This window comes from Limnobacter sp., assembly GCF_043511195.1.
Classification (GTDB): Bacteria; Pseudomonadota; Gammaproteobacteria; order Burkholderiales; family Burkholderiaceae_B; genus Limnobacter.
This window is the reverse complement of the sequence record NZ_CP121330.1, coordinates 3,162,780-3,186,709: the sequence shown is the minus strand read 5'-3', so window position 1 is coordinate 3,186,709 and position 23,930 is coordinate 3,162,780. Positions and strand designations below refer to the sequence as shown.

23 protein-coding genes, 3 tRNA genes and 1 pseudogene are annotated in these 23,930 nt (G+C 51.9%); 15 read left to right on the top strand and 12 right to left on the bottom strand.

The genetic code is table 11. The annotated features are described in order from the left end of the window. Positions 1-9 precede the first annotated feature (9 nt). The 5 genes from P0D43_RS15130 to P0D43_RS15110 all read left to right on the top strand — a co-directional run bounded on the left by P0D43_RS15130 (position 10) and on the right by P0D43_RS15110 (position 1,236). A complete protein-coding gene (locus P0D43_RS15130; RefSeq protein ID WP_394672870.1) occupies positions 10-576 on the top strand; it encodes a hypothetical protein in 567 nt (188 codons plus the stop codon). Positions 577-581: 5 nt separating this feature from the next. Next, positions 582-878 (top strand): hypothetical protein, encoded by a 297-nt coding sequence (locus tag P0D43_RS15125; protein ID WP_394672869.1) that lies wholly within the window; start codon positions 582-584, stop codon positions 876-878. A 27-nt stretch (positions 879-905) separates the two neighbouring features. Beyond that, positions 906-982, top strand: a tRNA-Pro gene (locus P0D43_RS15120). A 77-nt stretch (positions 983-1,059) separates the two neighbouring features. Next, positions 1,060-1,136, top strand: a tRNA-Arg gene (locus P0D43_RS15115). 24 nt (positions 1,137-1,160) lie between these two features. Further along, positions 1,161-1,236, top strand: a tRNA-His gene (locus tag P0D43_RS15110). Between the two features lie 748 nt (positions 1,237-1,984). On the opposite strand, the gene P0D43_RS15105 is transcribed toward P0D43_RS15110, so the two are convergent. The 9 genes from P0D43_RS15105 to P0D43_RS15065 form a co-directional block, all read right to left on the bottom strand. After that, positions 1,985-3,745 carry a hypothetical protein gene (locus P0D43_RS15105; RefSeq protein ID WP_394672868.1) on the bottom strand — a complete coding sequence of 587 codons (1,761 nt, stop codon included), beginning with the start codon at positions 3,743-3,745 and terminating at the stop codon, positions 1,985-1,987. Further along, positions 3,742-4,221, bottom strand: a complete 480-nt coding sequence (locus P0D43_RS15100) for a hypothetical protein (protein WP_394672867.1) — start codon at positions 4,219-4,221, stop codon at positions 3,742-3,744. The genes P0D43_RS15105 and P0D43_RS15100 overlap by 4 nt, the downstream gene beginning before the upstream one ends. After that, positions 4,218-5,348, bottom strand: coding sequence for a dsDNA nuclease domain-containing protein (locus P0D43_RS15095; RefSeq protein ID WP_394673738.1), 1,131 nt, complete (start codon positions 5,346-5,348; stop codon positions 4,218-4,220). Before P0D43_RS15095 ends, P0D43_RS15100 begins: the two co-directional genes overlap by 4 nt. Positions 5,349-6,516: 1,168 nt before the next feature. After that, complete coding sequence (locus P0D43_RS15090; protein WP_394672866.1) at positions 6,517-8,286, bottom strand: alkaline phosphatase family protein; 1,770 nt, start codon at positions 8,284-8,286, stop codon at positions 6,517-6,519. 11 nt (positions 8,287-8,297) lie between these two features. Then, on the bottom strand, positions 8,298-9,419 hold the full coding sequence (locus P0D43_RS15085; protein WP_394672865.1) for a DUF4062 domain-containing protein: 1,122 nt from the start codon (positions 9,417-9,419) through the stop codon (positions 8,298-8,300). Positions 9,420-9,621: 202 nt separating this feature from the next. Next, the gene (locus P0D43_RS15080) at positions 9,622-11,136 is read right to left on the bottom strand and encodes an SAVED domain-containing protein (RefSeq protein WP_394672864.1); all 1,515 of its coding nucleotides are present in this window, start codon (positions 11,134-11,136) and stop codon (positions 9,622-9,624) included. 49 nt (positions 11,137-11,185) lie between these two features. Then, on the bottom strand, positions 11,186-12,118 hold the full coding sequence (locus P0D43_RS15075) for an AAA family ATPase (protein WP_394672863.1): 933 nt from the start codon (positions 12,116-12,118) through the stop codon (positions 11,186-11,188). 1 nt (position 12,119) lies between these two features. After that, the gene (locus tag P0D43_RS15070) at positions 12,120-12,635 is read right to left on the bottom strand and encodes a hypothetical protein (RefSeq protein ID WP_394672862.1); all 516 of its coding nucleotides are present in this window, start codon (positions 12,633-12,635) and stop codon (positions 12,120-12,122) included. Between the two features lie 5 nt (positions 12,636-12,640). Further along, positions 12,641-13,606, bottom strand: coding sequence for a CBASS oligonucleotide cyclase (locus P0D43_RS15065; RefSeq protein WP_394672861.1), 966 nt, complete (start codon positions 13,604-13,606; stop codon positions 12,641-12,643). Positions 13,607-13,770: 164 nt separating this feature from the next. Here P0D43_RS15065 and P0D43_RS15060 point away from each other — a divergent pair, with 164 nt between their 5' ends. Together P0D43_RS15060 and P0D43_RS15055 are read left to right on the top strand one after the other, a co-directional pair. Beyond that, on the top strand, positions 13,771-14,094 hold the full coding sequence (locus tag P0D43_RS15060) for a helix-turn-helix domain-containing protein (RefSeq protein WP_394672860.1): 324 nt from the start codon (positions 13,771-13,773) through the stop codon (positions 14,092-14,094). Beyond that, on the top strand, positions 14,094-14,963 hold the full coding sequence (locus tag P0D43_RS15055) for an ImmA/IrrE family metallo-endopeptidase (RefSeq protein WP_394672859.1): 870 nt from the start codon (positions 14,094-14,096) through the stop codon (positions 14,961-14,963). The genes P0D43_RS15060 and P0D43_RS15055 overlap by 1 nt, the downstream gene beginning before the upstream one ends. A 445-nt stretch (positions 14,964-15,408) precedes the next feature. Here P0D43_RS15055 and P0D43_RS15050 read toward each other — a convergent pair. From P0D43_RS15050 to P0D43_RS15040, 3 genes and pseudogenes are all read right to left on the bottom strand, one after another. Then, positions 15,409-15,639 (bottom strand): annotated as a pseudogene (locus tag P0D43_RS15050) (DNA polymerase V subunit UmuC); the annotation flags it as partial. 480 nt (positions 15,640-16,119) lie between these two features. Next, positions 16,120-16,830, bottom strand: coding sequence for an SOS response-associated peptidase (locus P0D43_RS15045; protein ID WP_394672858.1), 711 nt, complete (start codon positions 16,828-16,830; stop codon positions 16,120-16,122). Between the two features lie 4 nt (positions 16,831-16,834). Continuing rightward, positions 16,835-17,035: a helix-turn-helix transcriptional regulator gene (locus P0D43_RS15040; RefSeq protein ID WP_350105334.1), complete on the bottom strand. Its 201-nt coding sequence runs from the start codon at positions 17,033-17,035 to the stop codon at positions 16,835-16,837. 144 nt (positions 17,036-17,179) lie between these two features. Between P0D43_RS15040 and P0D43_RS15035 the strand changes: the two genes are divergently transcribed. The 8 genes from P0D43_RS15035 (at position 17,180) to P0D43_RS15000 (ending at position 23,930) form a co-directional block, all read left to right on the top strand. Then, positions 17,180-17,404 carry a hypothetical protein gene (locus P0D43_RS15035; RefSeq protein WP_008250376.1) on the top strand — a complete coding sequence of 75 codons (225 nt, stop codon included), beginning with the start codon at positions 17,180-17,182 and terminating at the stop codon, positions 17,402-17,404. Next, positions 17,404-18,858: a tyrosine-type recombinase/integrase gene (locus P0D43_RS15030; RefSeq protein WP_394672857.1), complete on the top strand. Its 1,455-nt coding sequence runs from the start codon at positions 17,404-17,406 to the stop codon at positions 18,856-18,858. The genes P0D43_RS15035 and P0D43_RS15030 overlap by 1 nt, the downstream gene beginning before the upstream one ends. Before the next feature lie 2 nt (positions 18,859-18,860). After that, the gene (locus tag P0D43_RS15025; RefSeq protein WP_394672856.1) at positions 18,861-20,012 is read left to right on the top strand and encodes a hypothetical protein; all 1,152 of its coding nucleotides are present in this window, start codon (positions 18,861-18,863) and stop codon (positions 20,010-20,012) included. Further along, positions 20,009-21,460, top strand: coding sequence for an AAA family ATPase (locus P0D43_RS15020; protein WP_394672855.1), 1,452 nt, complete (start codon positions 20,009-20,011; stop codon positions 21,458-21,460). Before P0D43_RS15025 ends, P0D43_RS15020 begins: the two co-directional genes overlap by 4 nt. 116 nt (positions 21,461-21,576) lie before the next feature. Beyond that, the gene (locus P0D43_RS15015) at positions 21,577-21,990 is read left to right on the top strand and encodes a hypothetical protein (RefSeq protein WP_394672854.1); all 414 of its coding nucleotides are present in this window, start codon (positions 21,577-21,579) and stop codon (positions 21,988-21,990) included. 241 nt (positions 21,991-22,231) lie between these two features. Then, positions 22,232-22,441: a helix-turn-helix domain-containing protein gene (locus tag P0D43_RS15010; RefSeq protein ID WP_394672853.1), complete on the top strand. Its 210-nt coding sequence runs from the start codon at positions 22,232-22,234 to the stop codon at positions 22,439-22,441. Beyond that, on the top strand, positions 22,428-23,687 hold the full coding sequence (locus P0D43_RS15005) for a sigma-54 interaction domain-containing protein (RefSeq protein WP_394672852.1): 1,260 nt from the start codon (positions 22,428-22,430) through the stop codon (positions 23,685-23,687). Before P0D43_RS15010 ends, P0D43_RS15005 begins: the two co-directional genes overlap by 14 nt. 36 nt (positions 23,688-23,723) lie before the next feature. After that, complete coding sequence (locus P0D43_RS15000; RefSeq protein ID WP_394672851.1) at positions 23,724-23,930, top strand: hypothetical protein; 207 nt, start codon at positions 23,724-23,726, stop codon at positions 23,928-23,930.

The window sequence follows — 23,930 nt, the reverse complement described above, 5'->3', positions numbered from 1 at the left end:
TAAAAAATCATGCAAATAGACGGAATTGGTCGATATTTGACGAGTCAGGTTTTCAGTGTAATCAAGCTGGAACAACTCATGTACTTGTTGCTCGCATTGTGTGTGCTTTTAATCCAGGCGGAGTCTGCGTGGGCCAAGCCACATCCCAAAGCACTTTACACCCACAGCGCGGCAGAGGGAGTATTCAGGGTTTTTTATACCACCGAAGGCAAGCATGCTGTTCCAGCAGATGACAAGGACGGTAACGATGTTCCTGATCGAGTGGACGATATTCTCATGCAGCTAAAGGCGGCAGATTGGTTTTATCAAACCCAACTGAATTTGATTCCACCTTTGAAGCATTCAAGGTACGCCCAAAGCGATGGAATCGAAGTGCATATTCAGCACTTTGACCAGGGCACAGGCCTTGCCTTCGATGAACCCACCAAACCCAACTGGTATGAAGGTCAGTCCTCTTCTGCCCTTACTTTGAAAATCAAGATTGGTGCCGAGGGCATGGCCAGGTGGCTGGAGGAGCCTTTTTCCCGTCAAACTGGTTTTGCGGTGCCTCCATCGCCTCCTCTTGCCGGGAGTTGACTGGCATGGCTTACAACGCGAATGGCTTTTTTGCCCGACTTGCAGAGCGACAAATGAAAGGCGTTGATCAGGCCGCCATTTCAAACGAATATCGCCAGTTTGTGTACTCAGATGGCAGCCCGGTGATCAGAAACCGATTGGTTTCCATGTTTCGACCAGTTAAAACATGGCTGGAACGTGCGGCTGAATTTGGAGCGAAGGAATCGCACAGGCTTGGCGTTGTTGAAGGCAGGTGGCCAGAGTCCCTTCAACGCAGCGCTCAATTTGACTTAACGCTGTGTGAGGTCTTGACGAAACCCTGAAATAAACATAGAATTCCGCTTCTTTGTCGGGGCATAGCGCAGTCTGGTAGCGCATCTGGTTTGGGACCAGAGGGTCGAGGGTTCGAATCCTTCTGCCCCGACCACCGAATTTAAAGGATGTTCTATCCTTGTCCAGTGGGTTGTTTCTACCCATTCGCGTGTGCGAGTTACAATGCAAATTCTGCCCGTAGCTCAGTTGGATAGAGCATCGGCCTTCTAAGCCGAGGGTCGGGGGTTCGAACCCCTCCGGGCAGGCCAAGAATTTAGTACCGGTTTACGGTGGCGGTGTTAGCTCAGTTGGTAGAGCAATGGATTGTGATTCCATGGGTCGTGGGTTCGAGCCCCATACATCGCCCCAAGAATATCAAGGACTTAGCGCTGTGAGGTGCTAGGTCCTTTTTGTTTTTTCGCGGCTTCATTCCCGCCGGAGAGATATCTTCATTGGTCATAGATTAGGCAAATCGCCTTGGAGTCTCCGACCTCCATCAAGCGGCTGTGACAAGTCTGTGACAAATTCTGTGACAAATTTTCTGTCACAGACAATTTATGAGTATCGACCTATCTTTGGCACATTTTCATCTGTCACATATAAATATATTTAACTTGGCGGCAGTGTCTAGCGACAAATAATCTCTGCAACAGAGCTTCTGATAATCGGCCGAAGCGGACTTCCCAGATCTCAACGTTTTGAGTCGGCTATCGGCCAATTCTTGCCGGTGAAAAGGTGTTGCCTCACCGGTAGTTTCAGACTGAAACTGGCCGCCCAGGTTTCGGGGGCGACTGGCTGTAACGCAGGGAAGCATACTGTTTGGTCCGCCCCCGACTTGCCTAGTCCGCTTCTTTGCCAAAACCCGCAGCCCTGCCAAAGATATCGTTGGAGAATTCCAGGAAAGCTGCGAAAACTCCGTCTGAGTTATAGGATTGGGCACCTTGAATAAATCACCGGCCTTTCGAGGTACTCTAAAGCTGTGTTGGTTTGTTGCTCTTAACTCATGAGTTCATTTTCCCGGTTGCTTAGCTATGAACTGTGCGATGCATAATCGCTGTCACGCCCGCAGCTGGTGAGATAGCGGCGCCGCTATCAATCACGTGATTCCATGAAAACACTATTGCACAGGCTTGCCTAAATACATTAGCTGGTCTGGGAATGGATAGGATGGGAGCCACTCTTTATCCTGCGTTTCTATCGGGTGCCTGTATTCAGTTGAAGATACGACAATTTGCGCGTTATTTTTATCGCAAAGCTGCTGAAGTGCGACCAGATAGCGCGCCAAGTCTTGTGACTCAAGCTCGTGCTGCTTAGGTGTATCGAGAATGAGGAACCGGAATGGGCGCGACTCTACCTCTAGGTATTTTTCAAAAATTGCTCCATGTATTGCAAGCACTAAACGTGCACGGCCGCTCCCGGTGAAGATGTCCAGATATTCATTACCAAACTTGTATTTGAAATCAGGTTCAATGCTGACGCGCCGCGATACATTGGGGGTCGCTAAAATATCCATCCACTTCACCGTAAGTTGCTCTAACTCTCCGCGGAGTTGGTTGAAACCAAGGTCAGCACGCCCAGTTTTTGTCATCGACGCGATGCCGTCCTGAATGCGGAATCGGTCTTCGTCGAACTGAATATATTTCTTTTTTTCCGCAGACAATTTTTCGATACCAATGAGCTGTTGTTCAACGCCCATTAATTCGCGTGTCAAATTCTGCACCGCGACAATGATTGCTACAGAGTCATCTTCGGCACCGAGTTGCCGAACACGCTCACGAAGCATGTTTCGCTCGGCTTCTTGACTACGGATGTTCTCATCATAGCCAGCAATTTGCGCATCGGCGCGCTGGACGTTGTTCTCAAGGTCTTTGATCTGATCTTTTAGATAGAGCAAGTTCTTGCCGTAGGTCTCCTGGCTTGACATGAAGAGGCCACAGTCAGGCTTAGCGCAAATGTCTTCAAATCGCAGGAATACGCGACGCGATTCCTCGTTCAGGGACAGCGTCTTGATTTCGCCTTCGATCTCCGAACGAATGCCATCGATGCCGTCGACGCGGGCCTGAAGCTCCGCTCTCGCCCGGCGCAACCGGCCAATCTGTTCATCTTTGACTTTCAACAATTCAACAAGTGCATTGTCGGCCGAATTACGCTTGTCCGCAGCGTTACGCAATTCATCAATCTGCTGGGTCAGCCCCAAGGACTGCTGCCTCAACTGTTGAGCCACGGCTGGAGAATCATCGATGTCTTCCGCCAATTTTGCGACTATTTGTTGTTGAAAGACTAGGCGGCGCTGCGCATGCTCCAATTTCGCCTTTTGATCGAGCCGTGACTTCTGCACGTCATACGCGCGCTTTGGCGGGTAGCCGAAGACGAATCGCAGCATCTCGACGAATTGGTCTTGAATGAAGGGGGTCTTGGATGGGGTGTATGCCCCCAGGTATCCACCATCTTGTCGCATGAAGAAAATGGGCAAGACAGTTGAGACATAGGGGATGGTAGACTTCTTCGATGCAGCAACGAGCGAAGGGACTTCCATGCCGAGTTCTTGAAATATCGTGCGCGAAAATTCTGCTTCATTATCCGCCTGCCAGGTGCCACCAGCCGAGCGGACGACAAAGGTCTTGTCGCTAAAATTACGCTCGATGTCCACATCGCCACCATTCAGCTCGACCGTTAAAGTCGCGCTGATGCAGTTATCGCATATGTCTTCACGGAATTTCACTTCCATCCCAAGACAGAATGCGATCGATTGCACGATCGGCGTCTTGCCGCTCCCGTTGGGGGCGAAGAGCGACGTCGTCCTTTGCCCAAATTCTAGCAATGGGCTTTCCCAGCCATTGGCGTGCCGGGGATTGATCTTCAGTGCTTTGAGCCTCACTCTACTTCCTCCAAAATCCCTCGCTCGGCCCGGATGTTTTCAAAGCTGCGCTCGATGGTCGACAATGCGTAAGCGAGTGGGGTATCGCCCTCGAGTGCGGCATCGACGACGATCCGTCCTCGTTCTGTTGCAGTTATGCTTTTCCCCGCCCCCTCAACAATGGCTAACCCGCGCTTTTCTAAGAATGCGAGTGCGCGAATGGTCCGGATGCGTAAATTGGCCGACCACCCGATAAACTGGCTCGATCCTTTAAATCCTGCGACAGTGCGTTCCAGACATTCGCCAACCAGTTGGCCTATTTCTGCGACCTTAGGCTTGCTCCTGCCCTTTGACAGCGTCAAGATGACCATCGATAGCAAGGGAAGCTGGAACAGCGCTTCGTTGTCCAACCCGGACACCGAACCGTCCGCCGGCAGGTCTGCGAGCAATCGCAAATTCCGGTCTTTTGCCTCTTTGAAAAAATCTTCGTATCTCATTTTGTATAGCTCCTTACCAGCGCGGCAAGTATCCCGCCAAGTGCCAATTCTTTTGTAATAGTCTGAAACTTGGCCACTGAATTCAGAGCAAGAAACTTTGCGATCAAGACTTGCAAATCGTCAAACGTTGCACCGGAATTGCGCCATGCGCGGCAGGTCTTGTCTAACTCCTGCAGCAAGAATTCCAAGTCGAAGTCGCTGTAGGTGTGCCTAGCATCCCTGAACCACATGTCCCATGCCACTTTTTGAACAGATGCATACTCGATCATAGTTGAGCTTGCCCCGGAGGCCTTGAGTACGCGCTGAAGAATGGAGGCGGTCTTGATTACCTTGTCGTCTTCACCACCTAGCAATGCCCGGTATGCCGATGGCGAAATGCTTAGCACTCTCAGCAAATCATCCAACACAATGCCAGCGCGCGCTTCAATACTCGTCATAGCGACATCTGCCAACGCGCCTTTTGACCGTTGATACACCAGGTCCAAGAGATTATTGGCAAGGTCGGAAATTTCAAAAAAATCCAAGTCAACTTCGCTGTACTTGTAGATTGCTGTACGCGAAGAATTGACAAAAGGTTCTCGATCAGTCGCGATATGGCCCACGGCCGGACTGAGCGACAGTTTGGCGAGCGTGTCTTGTACCTCGCTAACAGCCAGCGGTGGATCAATCGTAAAGATCTCTGAAAATTTCCCCACTAACAGGTTTGCGGCCTTGCTTTCATTCTTGCGCGCCTTCCATTCGTCGACCAGCGCAATAACTGCATCCTCGAAATGGACATTGGAAAGCAAGGTGACTCCGGCACAGGATTCCCTAAACTTCACGCCCTGATCGAGCAACTTCCCTAGGAAGCTAGTGCGAATCCGTTTCAGCGCTTCGTTGTCGTCGGACTGTCCTCTTTTCTTGAAGCCCAGAACTTCGAGTAAGGACCACTGATGATTGAGCTTGCCCTTGGTCTTCACCTGATAGAAATGATAGGTTGATACACCTGCGCTTTCCCGTTTAACCACAAAATCATCATGGAAGTCGCAAAAGACGCAGACAACGCCGGTCCCTTCCAATATTTCCAAGGCTGCGTATGCAGCCGCTTGAAACTGCATGTCGTATCTCGACAGCGTCTCCCGTCCCACCTCTTCAGTGGGTGCGGTGCTGATTAATATTGTGTCGCTCGGATTGGATGTCACTTAGCTTTGACCTGTTTTTACTTTTTTCTATAGAAAATATCTTAACCGGTTGCCTTAATAATATTGCCTCCAAAAGTAAGAATATCTGTCGCTTCTTAGCTTACGCGGCCCAAGAAAACTGTGTAAATATACAGTATAGTTGAGTTCTTCCCGTTGTTCGGCTTTCGTTTGCTATCGCTGTGGACAATTGGCCGTGCTGGTTTAGGAGGCTCGAAATGTTGGTGACGGTGAGAGACAGCAACGCTGGAAAATCGAAACAAAAGGATTGGTTCGGCCCTGCGGGAACCGGCCGATGAAACCAGTTCGCAATTTACAGGTGCGTCGGCTTACGGACGTGCAGCTTGGCTTCGATCAAGCATCAGAACGATATGTAATCGAAAGACTAGGTTGACGCCTACCACATTACTGTTGCTTACCTTTTGGCATTGATTGACGCCAGCTGAAGTCGACAAGAAAGCTGCAGGAACCAAATCACCGCGCGACAAACTTCACGGAGCCCACATCAAAATGCATATCTCGTCCAGCATTGCTGGGCCACCTTGACCAAGCTCGCCTAAGGGAGTGTATGGTTGCGCCAGGGCTGGTACGCTCGTATGGAATTTGCCGACCAGGTCAACACTGATCTTGACTGTTCGAGGATTCCATGAGTCATTAATGTCTTGTTTGGGTCGGAAGCAGTTGTTTTTAAAGAAACATGTGAGGTCCGCTTCGGCCAAAAACCGGAATCTAGCACGCAGATCGCCATTAAGATACTTAAGGAACTACGACCATAGGGACACCTGCAAGCTTGGGGTTAAACGCCCGCTCGCAACAATTCTGAATGTCCCTAACTGTTAATGGGGAATAACTTCGCTATCTCACTCGCCGTGTAGGGACTAACACTTTTAGCAAAAAACACCACTCTAAAAATCCAAATGTATGCCCGGTTTAGGCTGGGTGCCGTCGGTCGGGCTTGTCAAACGAATGACGTCGAATCCAAAACCTGCAATTCTTAATTCGATCGCTAAGGGGCCGCTATACCAACGAAACCGGGTGATCTACACCCAGCATGGTCTGCTGCTACGCGATCTGATTGAAAGCTTCGCGGCGACGATGTTTCATTCTCAGAATCAGCCTAAACGCGCGCGGGCTGCACCGCTTGCAGATGGTTAGAGAAACCATTTTCCGCCTCGCATCGCCAGGTTGCCCACAATTTGCAGTCGTTACCATTCGTGCCCATGTCAAGCTCCAACGCGAGCCAGTTCCGAGCCGGCATGACGTACCGGTTGTACCCCGGAAACAGCATCATCTCCACGACGTGCTGGACATCGATCAACTGCGGCTTGCTCGCCATGCTGTTGAGCAGGTACAAGAAGAGTCGTTCTGCGACGCCCATCAAGGATGGATGCACGACAGCGGACGAAGTAAATTGCTGGATGTGAGCCCAGGTCGCATTTGGAGGAATATCACGGCGGTAGGCGCTTCCCCAAGCCGCCACATGGACGTCACCCGACACGATCGATACTCGCAGTAGCTTGTCTTCGGCCGTCCGAGCCAGTGTTTCCAACAACCGCTTGCGTTCGCCCTCGTGGTCGTCGTTCGCCCAATGGTCCTTGAGGTCGTCCGCGCTGCTGTCAAGTACATGGTCCTGACCGAATGTGTCCATCAGACCTTCCGCAAGGCTCAGTTTTGGATGCACGACCGACACCGACGAAAGGAGTAGCAGATGCTGGCAACCAGTGTTCGGCGCGGCGTTGCCCTTGGCAGGCAAAGCCGACAACCATTTCTGAAGTTTGTCCCAGGTGGCCATGCCCAAGATTTGAGTCCGTGAGCGCTCGGTTCGCAGGTCGGCCGCGACGATAGCGACGGGACCCACTTGGTGGGCAAAGGTGAACCCAGGCTGGTCGTCGATCAATGGCAACGCCAGGGAATCCTTGGCTTGGTGCTTCCGCCAGGAGATGGCCTTGAACTGAGGATCTTTGCGCGACAGATTTGGCAGATCGAGTTCTTCCAAGGTCGGCAAGTCGCCAACAGCATGCTGCAGTTGAAACACCCAGAAGGCCCGTCGGGCATGCTTGAACAGCGCTTGGAACACAGGACTGTGCTGCATGGGCTCGCTGTATGAGCCCCAACCGTCGAAGATGTCATGGTCGTCCCACATCATCACAGTTGGAATACGTGCCATCGCATCTGCGGCATCGCCGTTCGCAATCACGGTGCCCCACGGCTTGCGCGCGGGCGGCAGCCAGCGTTTGGCATACAGGCTGAGGTAGTAGTCCTCAATTTCCTTTTCTAGCGTTGGTGTAACGGCGAAGGTCAGTTGCTTGCTGCGCGATAGGCCGACCCACTGCTTCAGCTTCGGCAGGTCTTCCCAGATGGAATCGAAGTAAAGCTGGTCACCTCCCATCAGCATGAGATGGAACCGCTGCACGCCCTTGTCCTGCGTCCGGGCCTCGTGCCAGAGCTGCTCCTTGTCGAGCTTGAAATCAGGCCCCCGCAAGCTGCGGTCATGGTTGCCCACCAAGTCGGCCCAGACTGCGTTCTCAGGCTTCACCAGCTTGCGTATGCCGCCGGGGTCAGAGAATCCGTTGCAAGACACGTATGCCATACGGGGCGCGAATCCCCGGCCGGGGACGGTGAACGACCAGGTCGGTCCGCCGCCGCCCACGCCGAAGACCACTTTCCTTTCGTTATCCTGCAAATCGCAGCTCAGGTCGTAGCGCCAGTAGCGCTCCTTCTTATGCTCAAGCAGCAGCGTTGGCGCCACACATGAGCGGCCCTCAAATTCAAGGGTTGGAGTGATGGTGTCGGTTGTGACACCGATCAATGCTGTCACCCGCCAACGACCATCGACGATGCCCCGAAACGACAACACTGGTCCGACTGTGAAGATATCTTTTGCCATGGTTTCCGCTCCTACTTCTTCTTGTTCTCTGCCGCGATGGTTCGCACGATGTTCGCCCGGGACTGAGCACGGGCTGCCAACCTCAGTACTTCGGTGGACTGCTCTAGCCATTCGAGAAAACGTTGGAGGGCATGGCGAGTTTGTGCATCGTCCCGACAGTTCGCCAGAAATGCGAACTGGACCTTCTGGATCTCGTCCGCCACGTAGATCCCGAACGAGTCGCTAACCACGATGGCGTCTGGGAAGCCCAACAAGGCCCTGGCCTGGGTTTCCGTTGCTCCTCGGTGGCAGGCGATCAGATGCAACGGGCCTTGTGCGTTCTTGATCAAATCGGTGCGCTCGTGATCCCGCAAGAATGGACGCCCCACCATTTCACGCGCTGCAGCGACTGTGAACGCAGCCGGGATGGCGTGCACGACTACGCCGATATTCTTGCCTCCCAGAGGAAGGACGACATCGTCACCCAAAGCCTTTGCCCCTGACTGGGATGCAAGAGCGCTACGTATGACTTGCTCCATCTCCCGCTTGCGCGCGCTGAAGTCCAGACGCGTCCAATCCAGAGCTTGCCCCATGCCAAAACGGCTGGAAGCGCTTGACTTCACACCCCGTTGAGTCAACACGACCACAGCATCGGCAAGAGCTTCGAAGACCCGTTTCCTAAGGTCATCGACAGTACGGACCTCGCCTCCGCGGAATGCAGTCTGACGGGCGAGTTCATCCCTGAACCGTTTGTCTCGCGCACCTTGGTCGCCCTTAGCCGACAGTACCTGGGGCAGCGCTATTAGGCGGACCTTGCCGCGCGCCAGCGCCAAGCCCTCGGCGTACTCGGCATGGCAAATGCCGATGTCGCCGCCGGTCTTGGCCCAGCCAGCGTTGCCGTTGGATAGTACGATGAGTACATCGCAGTCTCGAACGGCCTGCAGGCAGGCCTCCCAACTATCGAGCGTACCGTCGGCTGGCGGCGCATCCTCGTTGATCCACACCTCGAAAACTGATCGCCCCAGAATTTTCTGGGCCTCAATGTCTTTCTTGAGATCAAGCCGGATGTCGCTCAGCTTGGTCGTACTTTTTCCCGGGAACAGGTCATTGCAGCGGCTCGAAAGCATGACCCTGATCTTGTTGGAATTAGCCATTTCCTCTCCTCCGCATGTGACTGACCAGAGCTACCCGCAGCATGCGGGGACTCGAAATACAACCGCGAATCTATGATCTTGTTACAAACTTGGCGCGCATCCCAAGTTTAGAACAGAAGACGATCCGCTGGGTGCTCCCTCTGACCGACCGGCTACGTAGTGCAAACAGCGCAGCGGCGGAAGCTATTTGCAACGTCAATAATCAGATGGGAAGAGAGATAGATGGCCTGTAGCCAGCCCCATTTGCACCTTCGAAGTCGTATTCATACAGGGTTGTCTTCCCAAGACTGGGCTGACGTTGCCCGAAGAAAAACGTGAACGCGTTTGGTGCTGCGATGAAGAGATGCAGTGCAGGCCTGTCGACATGGCACCTCTGGTTGATCTGCAACGCCAATCCCTCGGCCAGATCGAATGCGTGTCGACCACACACGACGGACCGCGCGCCTGCGTCGCAGGTTGGGCGCGCCACCAGCAGAGAACTTACCTGTGGCAGCGATGCAGCAATGTGCGCCTTCACGGCGGGGACCACATCGTGGGTGAGACCGACGGCAACAGCAATGTCTCCACCAGATTCGTTTAGCGTTTCCAGATCGAATGTCCACCCCGGCCAAGACGGGTCGCGCGGCATGTCGCTTGAGTGCCAAACATTCCGATGAACGGTTCTTTGCTCGATCTCGACGTTGCGGCCAGACTTGATATTCAGCACCGATCCTGCGGCGAAGGCCAGCGTGATGTGCGCGTCGAGAATTAGTCGAAGATGCTGTTGGTCCGTGGCCGCAGCCTGCAGGAATCTTTTGAGCTTGGGGTAGAGCGTCGCTGTCCAATCGGCCTGGTCGCGGATTGCTCGTTCGTCGAAGTGCGGGATCAGATCAAGCACAACTGTGCAGCGGTCCTCCAATCGGTCGAAGGGGTGTTCGAACGATTTCACCCCGAATACCACATGCGCGCGCCCGTCGCCGTCCAGCAGTCCCTCACGCTTGCAGGCTTCACGAAATGTTTGCCGATTGAAGTCCAGTCTGCCTTGCGCAAGCCACTGAAAAGCAACGTCGTCGTAGACGAAGCTGCTTTCGTTGACAGGCACGCGTCGCAGGCCGCGATTCTCGAACAGCAGATCCAGATTGTCCCGATGGTCTTCGAGCGACGTGGAGTCCGTGTCTAACGAAAGTGTGCGCGCGAGCAGCATGAGCTCCTGATCGTCAATATCAAGGTGTTCACGCCAGAGCTTCCTGACCTTGCCGGCCATGGAGCGATCGGTGCTTCCATCGAACAGATCTTTCAAACGCAGCGTCTTCGACTTCTGATTGATATAGCCACGCAGCGGATCGGTCTGCCCGATGCGCCAGTTTGTTAGGAGCTTGAACCGGGCACCTATGCCGTCGCGTGCGTGCGCAACCTGCGCCGCCCGGGCGCGCTGCAGTAGTGAGAACCTGTTGGCGTTGATCCACTCCGGATCCACCAGATCAGCATAACCGAAGTCGTTCACGGAGACGTGCCACTTGCACTGGATGTGCTCCCGCAAAACTGGCTTGCCTTCATGATCGTTCGGTGCACGGTCGGGTACGTAGGCAACCCAGACATCATCAAATCCTTTCGGTCCTGACTCGAACCCAACCTGCATCACCGGACTCTTCGGATCCAGCAGGCACGCGGCCTTGCGCCAGAAGATTCTGGCCTGAAAGGAATCCCCATCTCTTCGAACAGCAACGGCTTGAGTCATGACGATTCCTTGTAGGTATGGATGTTGACGCGCATCGCGGGTTCCAAGTTCAGGAATCGCGAAACGGTGGCGTTGGCAGAATCGATCGTGCCAGTTCGATGGCGCGCGATGGATTGATCGGACCGTCGGGGTAAGCGTCCAGCACGATAGCGGGCAGCAGTCTCTGCGTGATATCCGAGTACGTGAACCCGTAGGCGCGCTTGGGCTGCTCGCCCGTTGCCTCCACGAGCGCCTGCAGATCGAGTTTTCCAAACCCGGCGCTTCCCAGACGGCGGGAGAGAACCTCATGCCGTTGCTCGGCATTGGGCCGCTCGAATACGAGGATGTCCGCCGCTCGCCGACGCACCGCCGGGTCCAGGGCATTCAGCCGGTTGGTGCACATCAGTACAACGGCAGGAAGTCCGCCGTTCGCGAATCGATCAATGCCGCGGATGAAGGCGTTGACGCCCGCCCGGTCTTCATGGTGCATCTGGTCTGATTCACGCGATTGCGCCAAAGCGTCTGCCTCGTCGACCAGCAGGATCACGCCACCACGTGCAGCACCTTTTGTCGACTTGAATTTGCTGGCTTCGGTGAACGCGTATTCGAAAGCCGCAGTGACGAGCTGGGTCATCTCGCCCACGCGACCCTGCCCGCGTGAAGAAAGGCTCAATGGCAACAGCGTGATATCGATATTCTCCTGGCGCGCGACCTTGTCGCCAATGGTCTCCGCGAGTTCCGTCTTGCCTGAACCGACATCGCCGGAGAGCACTACCAACGGTGGGCGGCAAATGACGGCGTCGAGCAGGCCGCCAGCGTCGGCATGGTGCTTGTCTTGCCACTTTCGAAGCCCAGACGGATTGATCAAGACGCCCAGCACGTTGGCCAGGCGCTTGATCTTGTCGTCCATCCCCACCAAACGCGCGAGGCGTCCCTGGGCATCGGGATCGGGCAGCGTCGTAGGACGTTCGAAAAGGCCCTGCAGATTGGATTGTTGGCTCATGTTAATAGGTCCTCAGGCTGGCGCGGCCAAGTGAGCGGCCGCCGGATGCATAAGTCTTGTCGTCAGCGAAGTAGCCGTTGCTGACAGCAGCGTCCGAACCACCCACGCGCTGCAAGGGCAACTGCCCCTTGACGGCCGCACGTTGATCCGCTGTCAGGGCGTCCCAAGCCGCGCTGTAGGTCAAGTAACTGTGGAACTGCGCGCCACTGATATCTTTGCCGGGCGGCACGCGTCCAGGATCGTCGTCAGTGTCGCCGTTCGCCAATTCATTGGCCGTGTATCGCAAGGTCGGTTCGATCCACTTGTCGTTGCGCTGAAATCCGTAGGTGACGGTTCCAAGGTAGCCCTGGCGCAGCAGTTCGGTGGCCTCGCCTTCGAACTCGCGGATGCGCTCGTCGGTGATGTGCCCATACAAGCGCTGCAGGCGCTTGAGGTCTGCCGCCACCTTGGCTGCTAGGTGCCGCGCATGTGTCAGCGTAAAGGTCTTGGTTTCGGTCGCGGTGAAGCTGTAGCTCATGATGTTCAACCTTGGAAAGAGGGGCCAAAAACTTTCTGCCAGTAGTACACCGTCAGTTCTTTGTTGGGTGCGGCCAAGGCGGAATCGATGGCGTCGCCTGCATCAAGGGCAGCCTCCACGATGTCATCGGCGTTCTGCGCGGTGTAAAGCCGCGCCACGTTATTGATCGCGTTGATGGGGTCGATGATCTGGACCGGGTCGTCGAGCTTGGCAACGCTCGATGCCTTGTAGTGGTCCTCGAAGACTATTCGCTCGCGTAGGTTGGACTTCGCCACATAAGTGAAGAAAGATTGCAGCGCTTCAGGGTAGTCGGAGAAATCCACGCCGTCGTCGCACAGCTTGGCCAGGATCATCTCGATCATAAAGGACTTGAATCGGAAGCCGTCGCGCTCCTGCTTCATGCGCCGAGCCCAGAACTTCACCAAGCGCACGACCTGGGCGAAGTGATTCGGCTGGGCCTGCTTACGCTTCTTTGCGAAGTCAAGGTGCAGCGGGATGCTGGTTTCCAGAAAGGACCCGTCGTCTTGGCTGATCAAGTCGCCTCGCCAGTCGGGCAGGCCGGCGTACAGGACCGGCACTACGTCGACATCCAGCCCGGTTCCGCGAAACGACACTGTGACCGAGTAAGTCTGCGGCTTGACTTGATCGGGGCTGAAATTGGGAAATGCCTTGCGCATCCGTTCGGCCAAGTAGTCCAGCAGCGTCCGCGTGTCATGGGGCGCATCCGAGCCGCTGATGTAGACGGCCATGTCTATGTCGTTTAACGAGCGTAGCGCCGTACCTTTCGCCAAGCTCCCTGACAACTGGATCCGCTTTAGCGAGAAGTCGGAATTCTCCGAGATGTAGCCCTCCAGCTTCTCGCGCAGCCGCCGTGCTTGGGCGCGGTATTCATCTGCCTTGTCTTTGGGCAAGTTGACCTTATCTTCAGCGAACCGTACAAGGTCGCGATGGTCGATATGGGTTCGGGACATCTGAAAAGCTCCTTCTTTGGAGTTGCAGCTCGTATCAGCGAGTCATGATTAAAAGTTCGGAATCGTGAACATGATTTTATGTTACGCGATTTTTCTCGGATGTCAAAGAAAAAGTTCGGTACCGTGGTATTCTTCGATTATCACTTTTGTAAAGGAGACGGACCATGGCGACACGTCTCGGCGAGAAACTGCATGAGTTGCGCAAGCAGCGCGGGCTGACACTCGAAAAGCTGGCTGAGCTTGCAGGGCTCAGCAAGAGCTACCTCTGGGAGCTTGAAAACCGCGAATCCCAGCGGCCTTCGGCGGAAAAACTCACGGCATTGGCCGACGCACTGGGCGTTGCGGCTACTTATTTCCTGGAAGAGGATGTGCGTGCTCCAGAAGAGCGACATTTGGACGAGGCTTTTTTTCGCGGCTATCAGAAGCTTGAGCCTGATGCGAAAGAGCAACTCCGCAAAATACTGAACACCTTCAAGAAGAACTCGTAATGACGGAGGTCTGGACACCGCAGCGCGCAGCCAACCGGCTGGAGAAAATGGCTGAGGTGTTCAGCGTCGCGCACGGCATGGACCGTTTTCCGGTGGATGTACCGTTACTTGCGATGGAGGCGGCCCGCATCTTCGGCTGGCCAGATCCGATCACTCAAGTGCAGGCTGCCAACATCAAGGGTTTCGACGGCGCTCTTTTTCCTGGTGATGAGCGAAAGGAGTGGCTGCTGCTGTACAACGAAGCGGTATCTTCATCCGGACGCATTCGTTTTACACAGGCTCATGAGCTTGGGCACTACATCTTGCATAGGCAACTCAGGGAGTCGTTCCAATGCAGCGACGCTGACATGCTGAACTGGTCGAAAGATGACAAGGACATTGAGGGGCAGGCCGATTTGTTCGCCTCATACTTGTTAATGCCGCTCGATGACTATCGAAAGCAGGTAACCACCGCCACAGTCGATCTTGATCTGTTGGGGCATTGCGCAGATCGCTATGGTGTTTCGCTGACAGCGGCAATACTGAAATGGTTGCAATATACAGATGAGAAGGCCGTGCTGGTAATTTCCAACGATGGCTTCATCAACTGGGCTTGGTCCAGCGAACCCGCAGCCAAGGCCGGGGCCTTCTTCCGGACACGAAAAAGCGTGATTCCTGTGCCCGACAGTGCGCTCGCCGCTAAGACTGAGATCACGCACGACCGTACAGGAACCCAGATTCCGGCGTCAGTCTGGTTTCCACACGCCAGCGCCGACACGCCGCTGCGCGAGATGAAGGTTTATGCGGAGCAATACGGCGTCGTGGTGAGCCTGCTCCATCTCCCGCGTTCCGCAGAGGTCTGGCCGCCTTGGGGGAATAAGGATTGGTGATAGCACTGTGTGCTGGTCAAGATTTTTCGGTCACAACGATAGGTTGTTTGATGGCCCATTCTGCTCAAAGGCATTCTGCGGTAGCTTGCCCAGTTTGAAGTGCCGCACGCTGTTGCAGAAGCCGACGATGTAGTCAGCGATGTCGGCCTTGGCCTCGGCATGATTGGTTTGGTGACGATGCCAGACCCGCTACGTATAGTTGGGCTCTGCAATGTCAGCAAACCGCTCCAGTTCGTTCTTTAGCGCTAAGCATGCCATACAACCGCCATGTCCGAATTGTGGCGGAGACCGTTCTCTCGCCTGTAAGAAGTCAGCGGCCGCAATCTTTGCACATGAGACTTATGCCCGTGCAAGCGGTATGTCGCTAAATTTACTCGAGTATTGAGGTGTAAGTCTCTATTGCCGCATCGACTGCAATTCCTACATGGATGGCGCCGCGTCCTAATCAATCATTGATGGCATCCATCGCTGCCATTAACCTGCCGCGATCTCGTGTTTTAGGCGAATCGAAGTCAAACTCACCTTGAGAGACGTTGTCAGGCATCAAGTCTAGCAGCATGATGCCCGCTTTTGAGAGTTGGAATCCTGGCTCGTAAATCTGCCTGCCACCCATCACTGCGGCCTGAACCAGATGCCTTGTATCCGCCGTAGGTCGACGCCGGGGTATGACGATGCTTTTGGAGAAGTGTGTTCACTGTCTGACGGGGGACGTGTAGGCGAACACCAGGATCTGATCAGTCAAGCCGGATTGACGCCTCTCAAGAAAGACTCACCCACTAAAATTCTTGAAATTTAATTTGTCGACTTTCTGTTCGCTTCAGAATTTTTCTTACTTTAGACCCTGCCAATAAAAGTGCTGGAACGTTTTTTATTGGGTCATATACCCAGCCGGCGAAGAACGGCTGTCCATTTGTTCGAAAATCACGAAAATTTCTTTAACTTAATTATTATGAATAGCTGTCATGCGTTGCATGAACGGGATGAAAAATAAATCCTGATTATTCGTCATCAAATGGTGAGCCTGGAACTCAATTCCGAAGGTCAGCGTCATCATCAACTACCACCGAAGTTTCGAAGTCTGCTTTCACCAATAACTCAGACGTTTCAGCCCGTCGTTAGCCCTAATATTCGCTTCGGCCGAATAGTCGCCATTCATCTACTCATATAGCTTAGGATACCTTGGCTCTATAAGCGCCTCAGAGTCGACCCTATTCTTTCCTGTCCCACTCACTTCAAAACTCACCGCATGAAAATTCACTTCATCGCTGCTCGAAACAAATTGCCTTAGCGAAATTAAATCCTGATTCTTGGGATCTAACCACTCAGCCCAACCCCATTTCGGAATCATCACTGGCATACGGTCATGAACCTGCTTCAACTTCTCGCAAGGTTCGGTTGTAATGATCGCAGTGCTCATGACAAGCTCACCATTTGTTTTATCGATCCAGTGGTCACAAACACCAGCCATCGCGAAATAGGGTGTTTCATTGGGGTAAATGTAAAAGGGCTGTTTGCGGCTGCCACTCCCCTCAGGCGGCGCTTTCCATTCGTAGTAGCCGCTTGCTGGAATTAAGCAACGGAACTTTTTGAAAGCTGTTCGAAATGATGGTTTTTCATGAACAGTTTCCCCGCGTGCATTGTTCAGTTTTGCACTGCCAGTTATATCTTTAGCCCAGTAGGGAATGAGCCCCCAAATATGGTTAAGAATGACTCGTTCGCCTTCGCGATTTATTCTTACTACGGGCACCTGTGTGGTGGGAGCAATGTTGTAGCTGTTCTTGAACTGACTTTGGTCTTCGGTATGGCGTGCATCGAAGTATGTAGTCAATCGCGACACTGGCCCTTCAAGAACATATCGACCGCACATTCGATTAGTCCTTCGTCCTCTCTAGTAGAACATCTACCTCGCAGTCGAAGTAGTCACACAACTGCTGCAACACCTCTAAATCCACCCGCTCCGCTGTCTCGTGATACAGCCTGGTCAACGTCCCTCTGTTGATGCCAGTGTCTCTTGCTACGTCTGTAATTTTCTTCTTGTGTTCGCCTAATAGCCTCGCGAAATGAATACGCATTGTTCCCTCTAGTTACAAAATGATCTATAGAAGATCAAAATCGCTTGCAGAAGATCTAAAATAGTGCATAATGATCTACAGAAGATCATTTATTTCTTTTGAAGATCTAAATGATCTCCTAGTTTAAACCCTACTGGAGTAATCATGGCAACTTATCTAACAACAGAAGAGCTTTCTGCTCGAATCAAGTACGACATTCGAACCATCCGGGATCGCCTGAAAGATTCGGTTTTGATCGAAGGCCGTCATTATTTTCGACCCTTTGGAGGAAGAAAGATTTTGTTCATCTGGGAGCAGATTGAGCAAGATATGTTCTCGGCGGCTTCCTTGGCATCGGCTATTCCGATGACTGCTTCAAGGAGTATGTGATGTCACAAATTCGTGTACGCCCCGAGACTGGACTGCTTTACTTCGACTTTCAGTATTTGAAAGTGCGGTGTCGTGAACAGTCTAATTTGAAAGATACGCCTGAGAATCGCAAGCTCATGGAGCGCGTGATGGCTGGAATCGTGACTGAGATTAAAAAAGGCTCTTTTCGATATCGTTCCGCATTTCCATCAAGTAGAAATCTGGAAAAAATTGAAGCCCTCGAAACTCAACAATATCAACCCGCCTCGCCAATGGTTTCCATTCCAATGGCCAACCAGTCGGTGCGCCAAGCGGTTGAGAATATTTCCTCAGCCGGGCACCCAACTTTCGCCGAATTCGCGGAAAAGTTCATTACGGAAAACGAATCCCTTTGGAAGCGTTCGAACGTTCGCACCAAGCGGGACATCTTGGAAAAGTGGTTGATCCCGCAGTTTGGAGATAGGGTGATCAGCAGTATCACCAAACAGGACCTTCTGGAATTTCGCTCAGTTCTCGCCAAAGCCCCGGGCAAAAAACCAGGAACAACAATGTCAGCTTCACGGATCAATCATGTGATGACGTCTGTGAAACAGGTCTTAGATGAAGCCGCTGATCGATTCAACTTTACCACTCCGTACCAGAATATAAAACGGATGCGGATCAAAAAGACTGATGTCACACCCTTCACGATTGAAGAGGTGGAGATGATCATCAAGTACTGCCGCGAGGACTTTCGGGATTACTTCACGGTGAAGTTCTTCACAGGTATGCGCCCTGGAGAAATTCATGGGCTGAAGTGGAAGTACATCGATTTCGAAAAGCGACTGATCACCATTCGTGAAACCATTGTGGATGACTACGAGGAAACGCCTAAAACAGCCGATTCCAACCGGGACATTCAAATGGCACCACAGGTGTATGAAGCCCTTAAAACCCAGTGGGAAGTTACGGGCAAGAAATCGCCATATGTGTTTGCCAATGGCAATGGCGGGCCTTTGACCAACCGCAACATGAGCAATCGGGTGTGGTACCCCATGCTTCGATCCCTTGGGTTGAAGCTCCGTACACCCTATCAAACCCGGCATACCTTCGCCACGTTGATGTTGGCCGCGGGTGAATCACCGGAGTGGATTGCATTTCAGATGGGGCATTCGTCCACAGAAATGCTGTTCAAGGTGTACTCACGCTATGTACCCAATTTGACTCGTCGTGATGGCTCAGCGTTTGAGCGCATGTTGGCTGCCAACTTGGGTCCCGGTGTATCACCGCCGATTGCTCCGAGTTCTGTGGCGGTGGCGGAAAAGTCCTCTGTTTCGGAGGCTCCAAAGCAAGCCCAGCCATCACGAGTACCCAAAGCGGCACCCACATCTTCTGCGTCTATTACCGGCGTGAATCAAGCTTCTAAAGCTGCCATTCAAAGCCCATGGCTGCAAATGTTTGCAAGCTACCAAAACAAGAACACTCAGGGAGAATAACCATGATCAATCCAAAACTTCAAACCGGTAATAGCTCCTTTAGCGCTCAAGCCGATAAACAAACGGTCTGTACTAGCCAAGGTATTCACGCCAACAAAGTTTGTGTTCAGAAAATGGTTCGCATCAATCCAGATGCCAATCAGCTTTTTACCGGTGCTTTCTCTGGTTTGAATATGCCGCAGTTCGCAAAACTTGGTACTGGAATTTGCGTGGCCAAACGTGGTTATGTTTCGCAAAGACAGCAGCGCGAGGGCGTAACTTACGTGAAGCTTGGTATACCGGTTTACGCTGCGGCTGATCAAATCTACCAAGGAATGCTATTTGTAAATCTAGCCTGTAGTGGCGTAGATGGCCTGGGAGATCACTCGGTCGTTAAGGTTGTTCCCTCGTTGTGGGCCCGTGCTGTCGATGATGGTAAGAACTGCTGGGTGTCGGGATTGAGCCCAGCTGAGGGTGAGCCTGAATACAATCCTTTCGACTACGCAATAGCTCAATTGCCTTCCACTTTGAATCAAGCTGGAAACACAGCAATCTGCGCTTCAAGTTTGTGCGAGTTCTTCAGTGAAACGTTTCGATTGCTAACCCCCGAGGACCGTACCCTTTATTTGGGAATCATGTTGCAGAGCAACCGCTTCCCCAGGTTCCTGAAGTACGCGGCTTCAACACGCAGTCATCACAATGGCGATCACGGACTTATGTTGCACACAGCAGAAACGGTGGCCAATGTTTTGCTTAGCTTTTTAGCGGCGTCGCCGTGGCAGAGAAGCATAGGTAAACCCGCTTTTGACCTAAGTCTTACCCTTCTTGCGGCGCTATTACATGATGCCGCCAAGGTGGACGATTACTACCGTCTTGCTCCTGATGTTTATTCTACAAATCTCAATTGCAAACTACTTGGCCATGAGCAAACCATGCTCAAGTGGATCGCAGCGGCTTGCTCTAATTCAGGGAATTATCCACTTAAGCGTGAACTACAGCTTGAACATGCCATCTGCGCCGTGAAGCGACAGCATGATCAGTCGGGTGCTCGAAAGCGTAAAACTCCCGAGAGCTTTGTGTTGCACGAGGCTGATTGTGCAAGCGCACGTGCATTCGATAAAGGTGAGAAAAGTGTCTTGCTGGCCCATCATTTTGTACGTGGAGAATCTGCATGAATAACCAGGGGCAGGGCAGCAAATATCCATTTGGTGAGACCGCTTTCCTACGGAGAGGGATTCCCCAACAGGAAAGTGTAGTTTGCAGTGAGTACTACTACAGCGACTTGTGTGAAATTCTCATTCCTAGAAATAGACAAGAAGAGCTGCAAAGCAGAATGCAATTGCTTTCCAAGGATAAATTTATCAGGCAACTTAACAGTCTGGATTTTCATGAAGAACTTCATGATTTTTTTGACTCTAAGCGATTCGAAGAATTAAAGAAGAAGTGGTCTGACAGTCTGAACGAGCACCCCAGTTGGGTATTTCAAGATGGTGGGGAGAAGAAAAATCACTCTCAAAAGGCGTTGAAAAAAGCAGAGAATCTCAAAGTTCCAGACTCTACGAGCTTGTTTCTTAAGCACTTGAAGGAGTGCATGAGTGATAGCAAAGCATACCTAACGGCATATAAGGGTAAGGCTCGGATCTTTACAGCCAGAGCCACATCAGAATTTGTCGAACAAATTGGTGAGGACCGTGAACGTATTGGCCGCTCTTGGCGGCTGTTTGTTTCAATGTCTCAAAACAACGGCTTTAGAAGAATTATCAAGCCCAGTACTTCGATTGAGAAGCGGCTGCAACACCTGCGATCTAACTTTCCAAATTTTGCACATGTCGTTGATCACGTGCTTAGGCAAATGCGAATCTGGCCTTTAAAAAACTCCCAGGAGCGAAGGCTCAAGCCAATTTTGCTGGATGGACCGAAGGGGACAGGTAAAAGTGCATTTGCTCGCGAATTGGCCGAGGCTTTGAACACCCGCTACGCGTATATAAACATCTCGGCCACATCAATGGGTGGAGTGCTGACAGGTACATCCAACAAATGGGGAAACGGTCAGACGGGTTTAATTTTCTCTGAGTTGGCAAGAAGTGAAACAGCTTCGCCCCTTATTCTTCTCGATGAGATCGACAAGATGTCGTCATTTCAGCAGCACCCTGTTGAGGGACCGTTGCTGGCAGCACTGGAGCCACAAACCGCCCGCGAATTGCGAGATGAATATGGGTCCATAGAGTTTGATGCTTCAAGGGTGATCTATGTGGCGACTTCGAATAATTTAAGTTCGGTTTCAGCCCCTCTCAGATCCCGGTTTGACGTATTTGATATCTCCTACCCTGATCGCAGTCAGAGATTGATCATTATTCGCAGCATGCTGACGAAGGCCTATCGCAACGTCGATTTCGCGCCGCAGGCTCTGAATTTTCTGGCAAGACAAGAAAGTGATCTTCGTTCGCTCCAGTCGATTTTAGATCGTGTGGTTGCCTGCCATGTGGATTTAACTCTCGCTCAGATGGGGTTGGGGCGAGGTGCAACGCTTCGTGGAAGACAGTTAATTCAGGAGCTCACGGTGAGGATCGCTTTGGAACAGATGGGGGCCAAGGTCAGATTCTTTGATCATATTGAGGTGTGAAAGCCTAGTTATCTTGGTGATGACTCGAGCTCGATGTATCAAAAAACTGTCCTCCTCAAAGGCTCTGAAAAACGGAAGAGCTAGGGGGAGGGCTCAGTTCAATCAGGAAGATTACGGTGAACAAGAAAACCAGCTCATCTGATAAATCTAGTAATGAAAAGTCTGCATCGGAAACCCAAAAATCGTCTACGCAAATTAAACAGGCGTACCAGTGGGGCGTCATTAAATATATCGACAAACAAGGAGTGCTTTATCGATTGGTTTCGGCGCCTCATGATGGTGAGGACGCTGTCTGGAGTCTGAATTCTGGCATTCGTTGCTTCGAAATTCAGAATGGCTACGTGGACTTTCACGGGTTTTCAGGGTCGATTTATCGTTGCAAATTTGAGGATCAAGGCTTCAGTCAACAGATGTTAATAACCATCTTGGGATGGAGGGCGACGGAGCTCGACCTAGGGAGTGATCTTGATCTGATGCCTTTTGCTTTATTCTTGAAGGAGTGGGCCGCTTACAAGCCAAGGATAGTTTGAGATCATGAATACAGAATACGCAGAAGTTGATTCTGAGCGGGTAACCCCATTCACTTTTGCCATATCGTGCACCGAATAATTTTGGGATGTTCAAGGAAGTTTTTTCTATTTTTCGATAAAAAGCTTTAATCAGCGCAAATGACTAGTTTTTGTTTTTATGTGTAAATATTTCATCTAATCTTTAATTTTTTAGGATGGAAGGTTAATATCATGATCAATCTTTTATGCGTAGGATCTGGTCATGATTCGTTGCCATCTTGCTCGCCTCATGGGGGAGCGAAAAATGAAAATCTCCGATGTTTTACGCGAAACTGGACTTAGCCGAAATACGGTGACCTTGATGTACAAGGAGACAGCGCAAAAGATCGATGTCGAGGCTTTGGACAAGCTATGTCGCCTGTTTGAATGTGCGGTGGCCGATATTTTGGAGTTCACGGATGCGGAAGGTTAAGCCTCAAATACTGGTTAGCTGGATTGGGGGGAACGACCTCAAAGCCACCGGTAACATCAATGCAGAGGGACAAGCCCTCGGGCCAATTGCCGCGACACTAAGGGCACAGGCATTCGACGCTGTAGAACTTCTCTATAGCTATCCAGAAGATCAAGTAAAGCCCTATTTAGATTGGCTTCAGAAATATGTCCCACTCCCGATCAATTCCCAAAGTATTGCATTGTCTTCGCCAGTTAACTTTGGCGAAATTTACATTCAGGTCAATGAGCAGTTAGCCAGAGTAAGTGCTCAGGGCTGTAACCTGTCCATTTTGTTAAGTCCAGGAACCCCGGCCATGCAGGCTGTCTGGATTTTGTTGGGCAAAACCCGTTATCCCTGTCAGTTTTATCAATCCTCGTTGGAAGAGGGGGTGCAGCAGATCGATATCCCATTTGAGCTTTCTGCTGAATACTTGCCTGCTGTTAAAAGCATTAGTAGCTCAAAGATCGGTCAACTGGCCGAAGCCACCGCGCCTATCAATGCCGCCTTCGACAATATAGTTACCCGAAACCCCCAGATGAAGGCGCTAAAAGCGCAGGCGCAAATATTGGCAGAGCGTGAATTGCCTGTGTTGATTTATGGTGAGACAGGGACAGGTAAAGAACTGTTTGCCCGCGCAATACACAATGCAAGTAAAAGGGGGGATAAGGCATTTGTGCCTGTTAACTGCGGTGCAATTCCCAGCGAGCTGGTTGACTCTGTGCTCTTTGGTCATAAAAAAGGTGCTTTTACCGGTGCAGTGTCAGACAAGCCTGGTGTATTTGAGCAGGCGGACGGAGGCACTTTGTTTTTGGATGAATTTGGCGAGTTGGAGCCCAGTGTGCAAGTGCGGCTATTGCGCGTTTTACAGGAGGGTTCATTCGTACCGGTGGGTGGTCTCAAGGAGCGGAAGGTCGATGTCAGATTAATTACGGCTACACATCGCAACTTGATGGAATCAGTGGCCAGTGGTCAATTTAGAGAGGATCTGTTTTACCGTGTTGCGGTAGGGGTTTTGCATCTCCCACCCCTGAGGGAAAGGGAAGGGGATCTTTCACTATTGACGGACACCCTAATCCGAGAGTTGGGCGCCAATGATCTAACTCTCAAAGATAAGAAAATTTCTCCTGAGGCAAAAAATATTATCTTTCGGCATTCTTGGCGTGGGAATGTTCGTGAGTTACAGTCCACCTTATTAAGGGCAGCACTCTGGTGTCAGGGCGATTAAATTACTGCTGTCGATCTGCGTCAGGCACTATTTAACATGCCGGATATTAATGCAGGTTTTCTAAATAAAGACGTATCGCAAGGCATTGATATTCAGGAAGTAATTGGTTCTGTGGCTGCGAATTATATCCGTAAGGCTTTGACATGTAGCGGTCAAAATAAGACACGGGCAGCACAGCTTTTGGGCTTGAAAAACTACCAGACATTGAACAATTGGATGGAAAAATACGGTATTTCCCAGTGA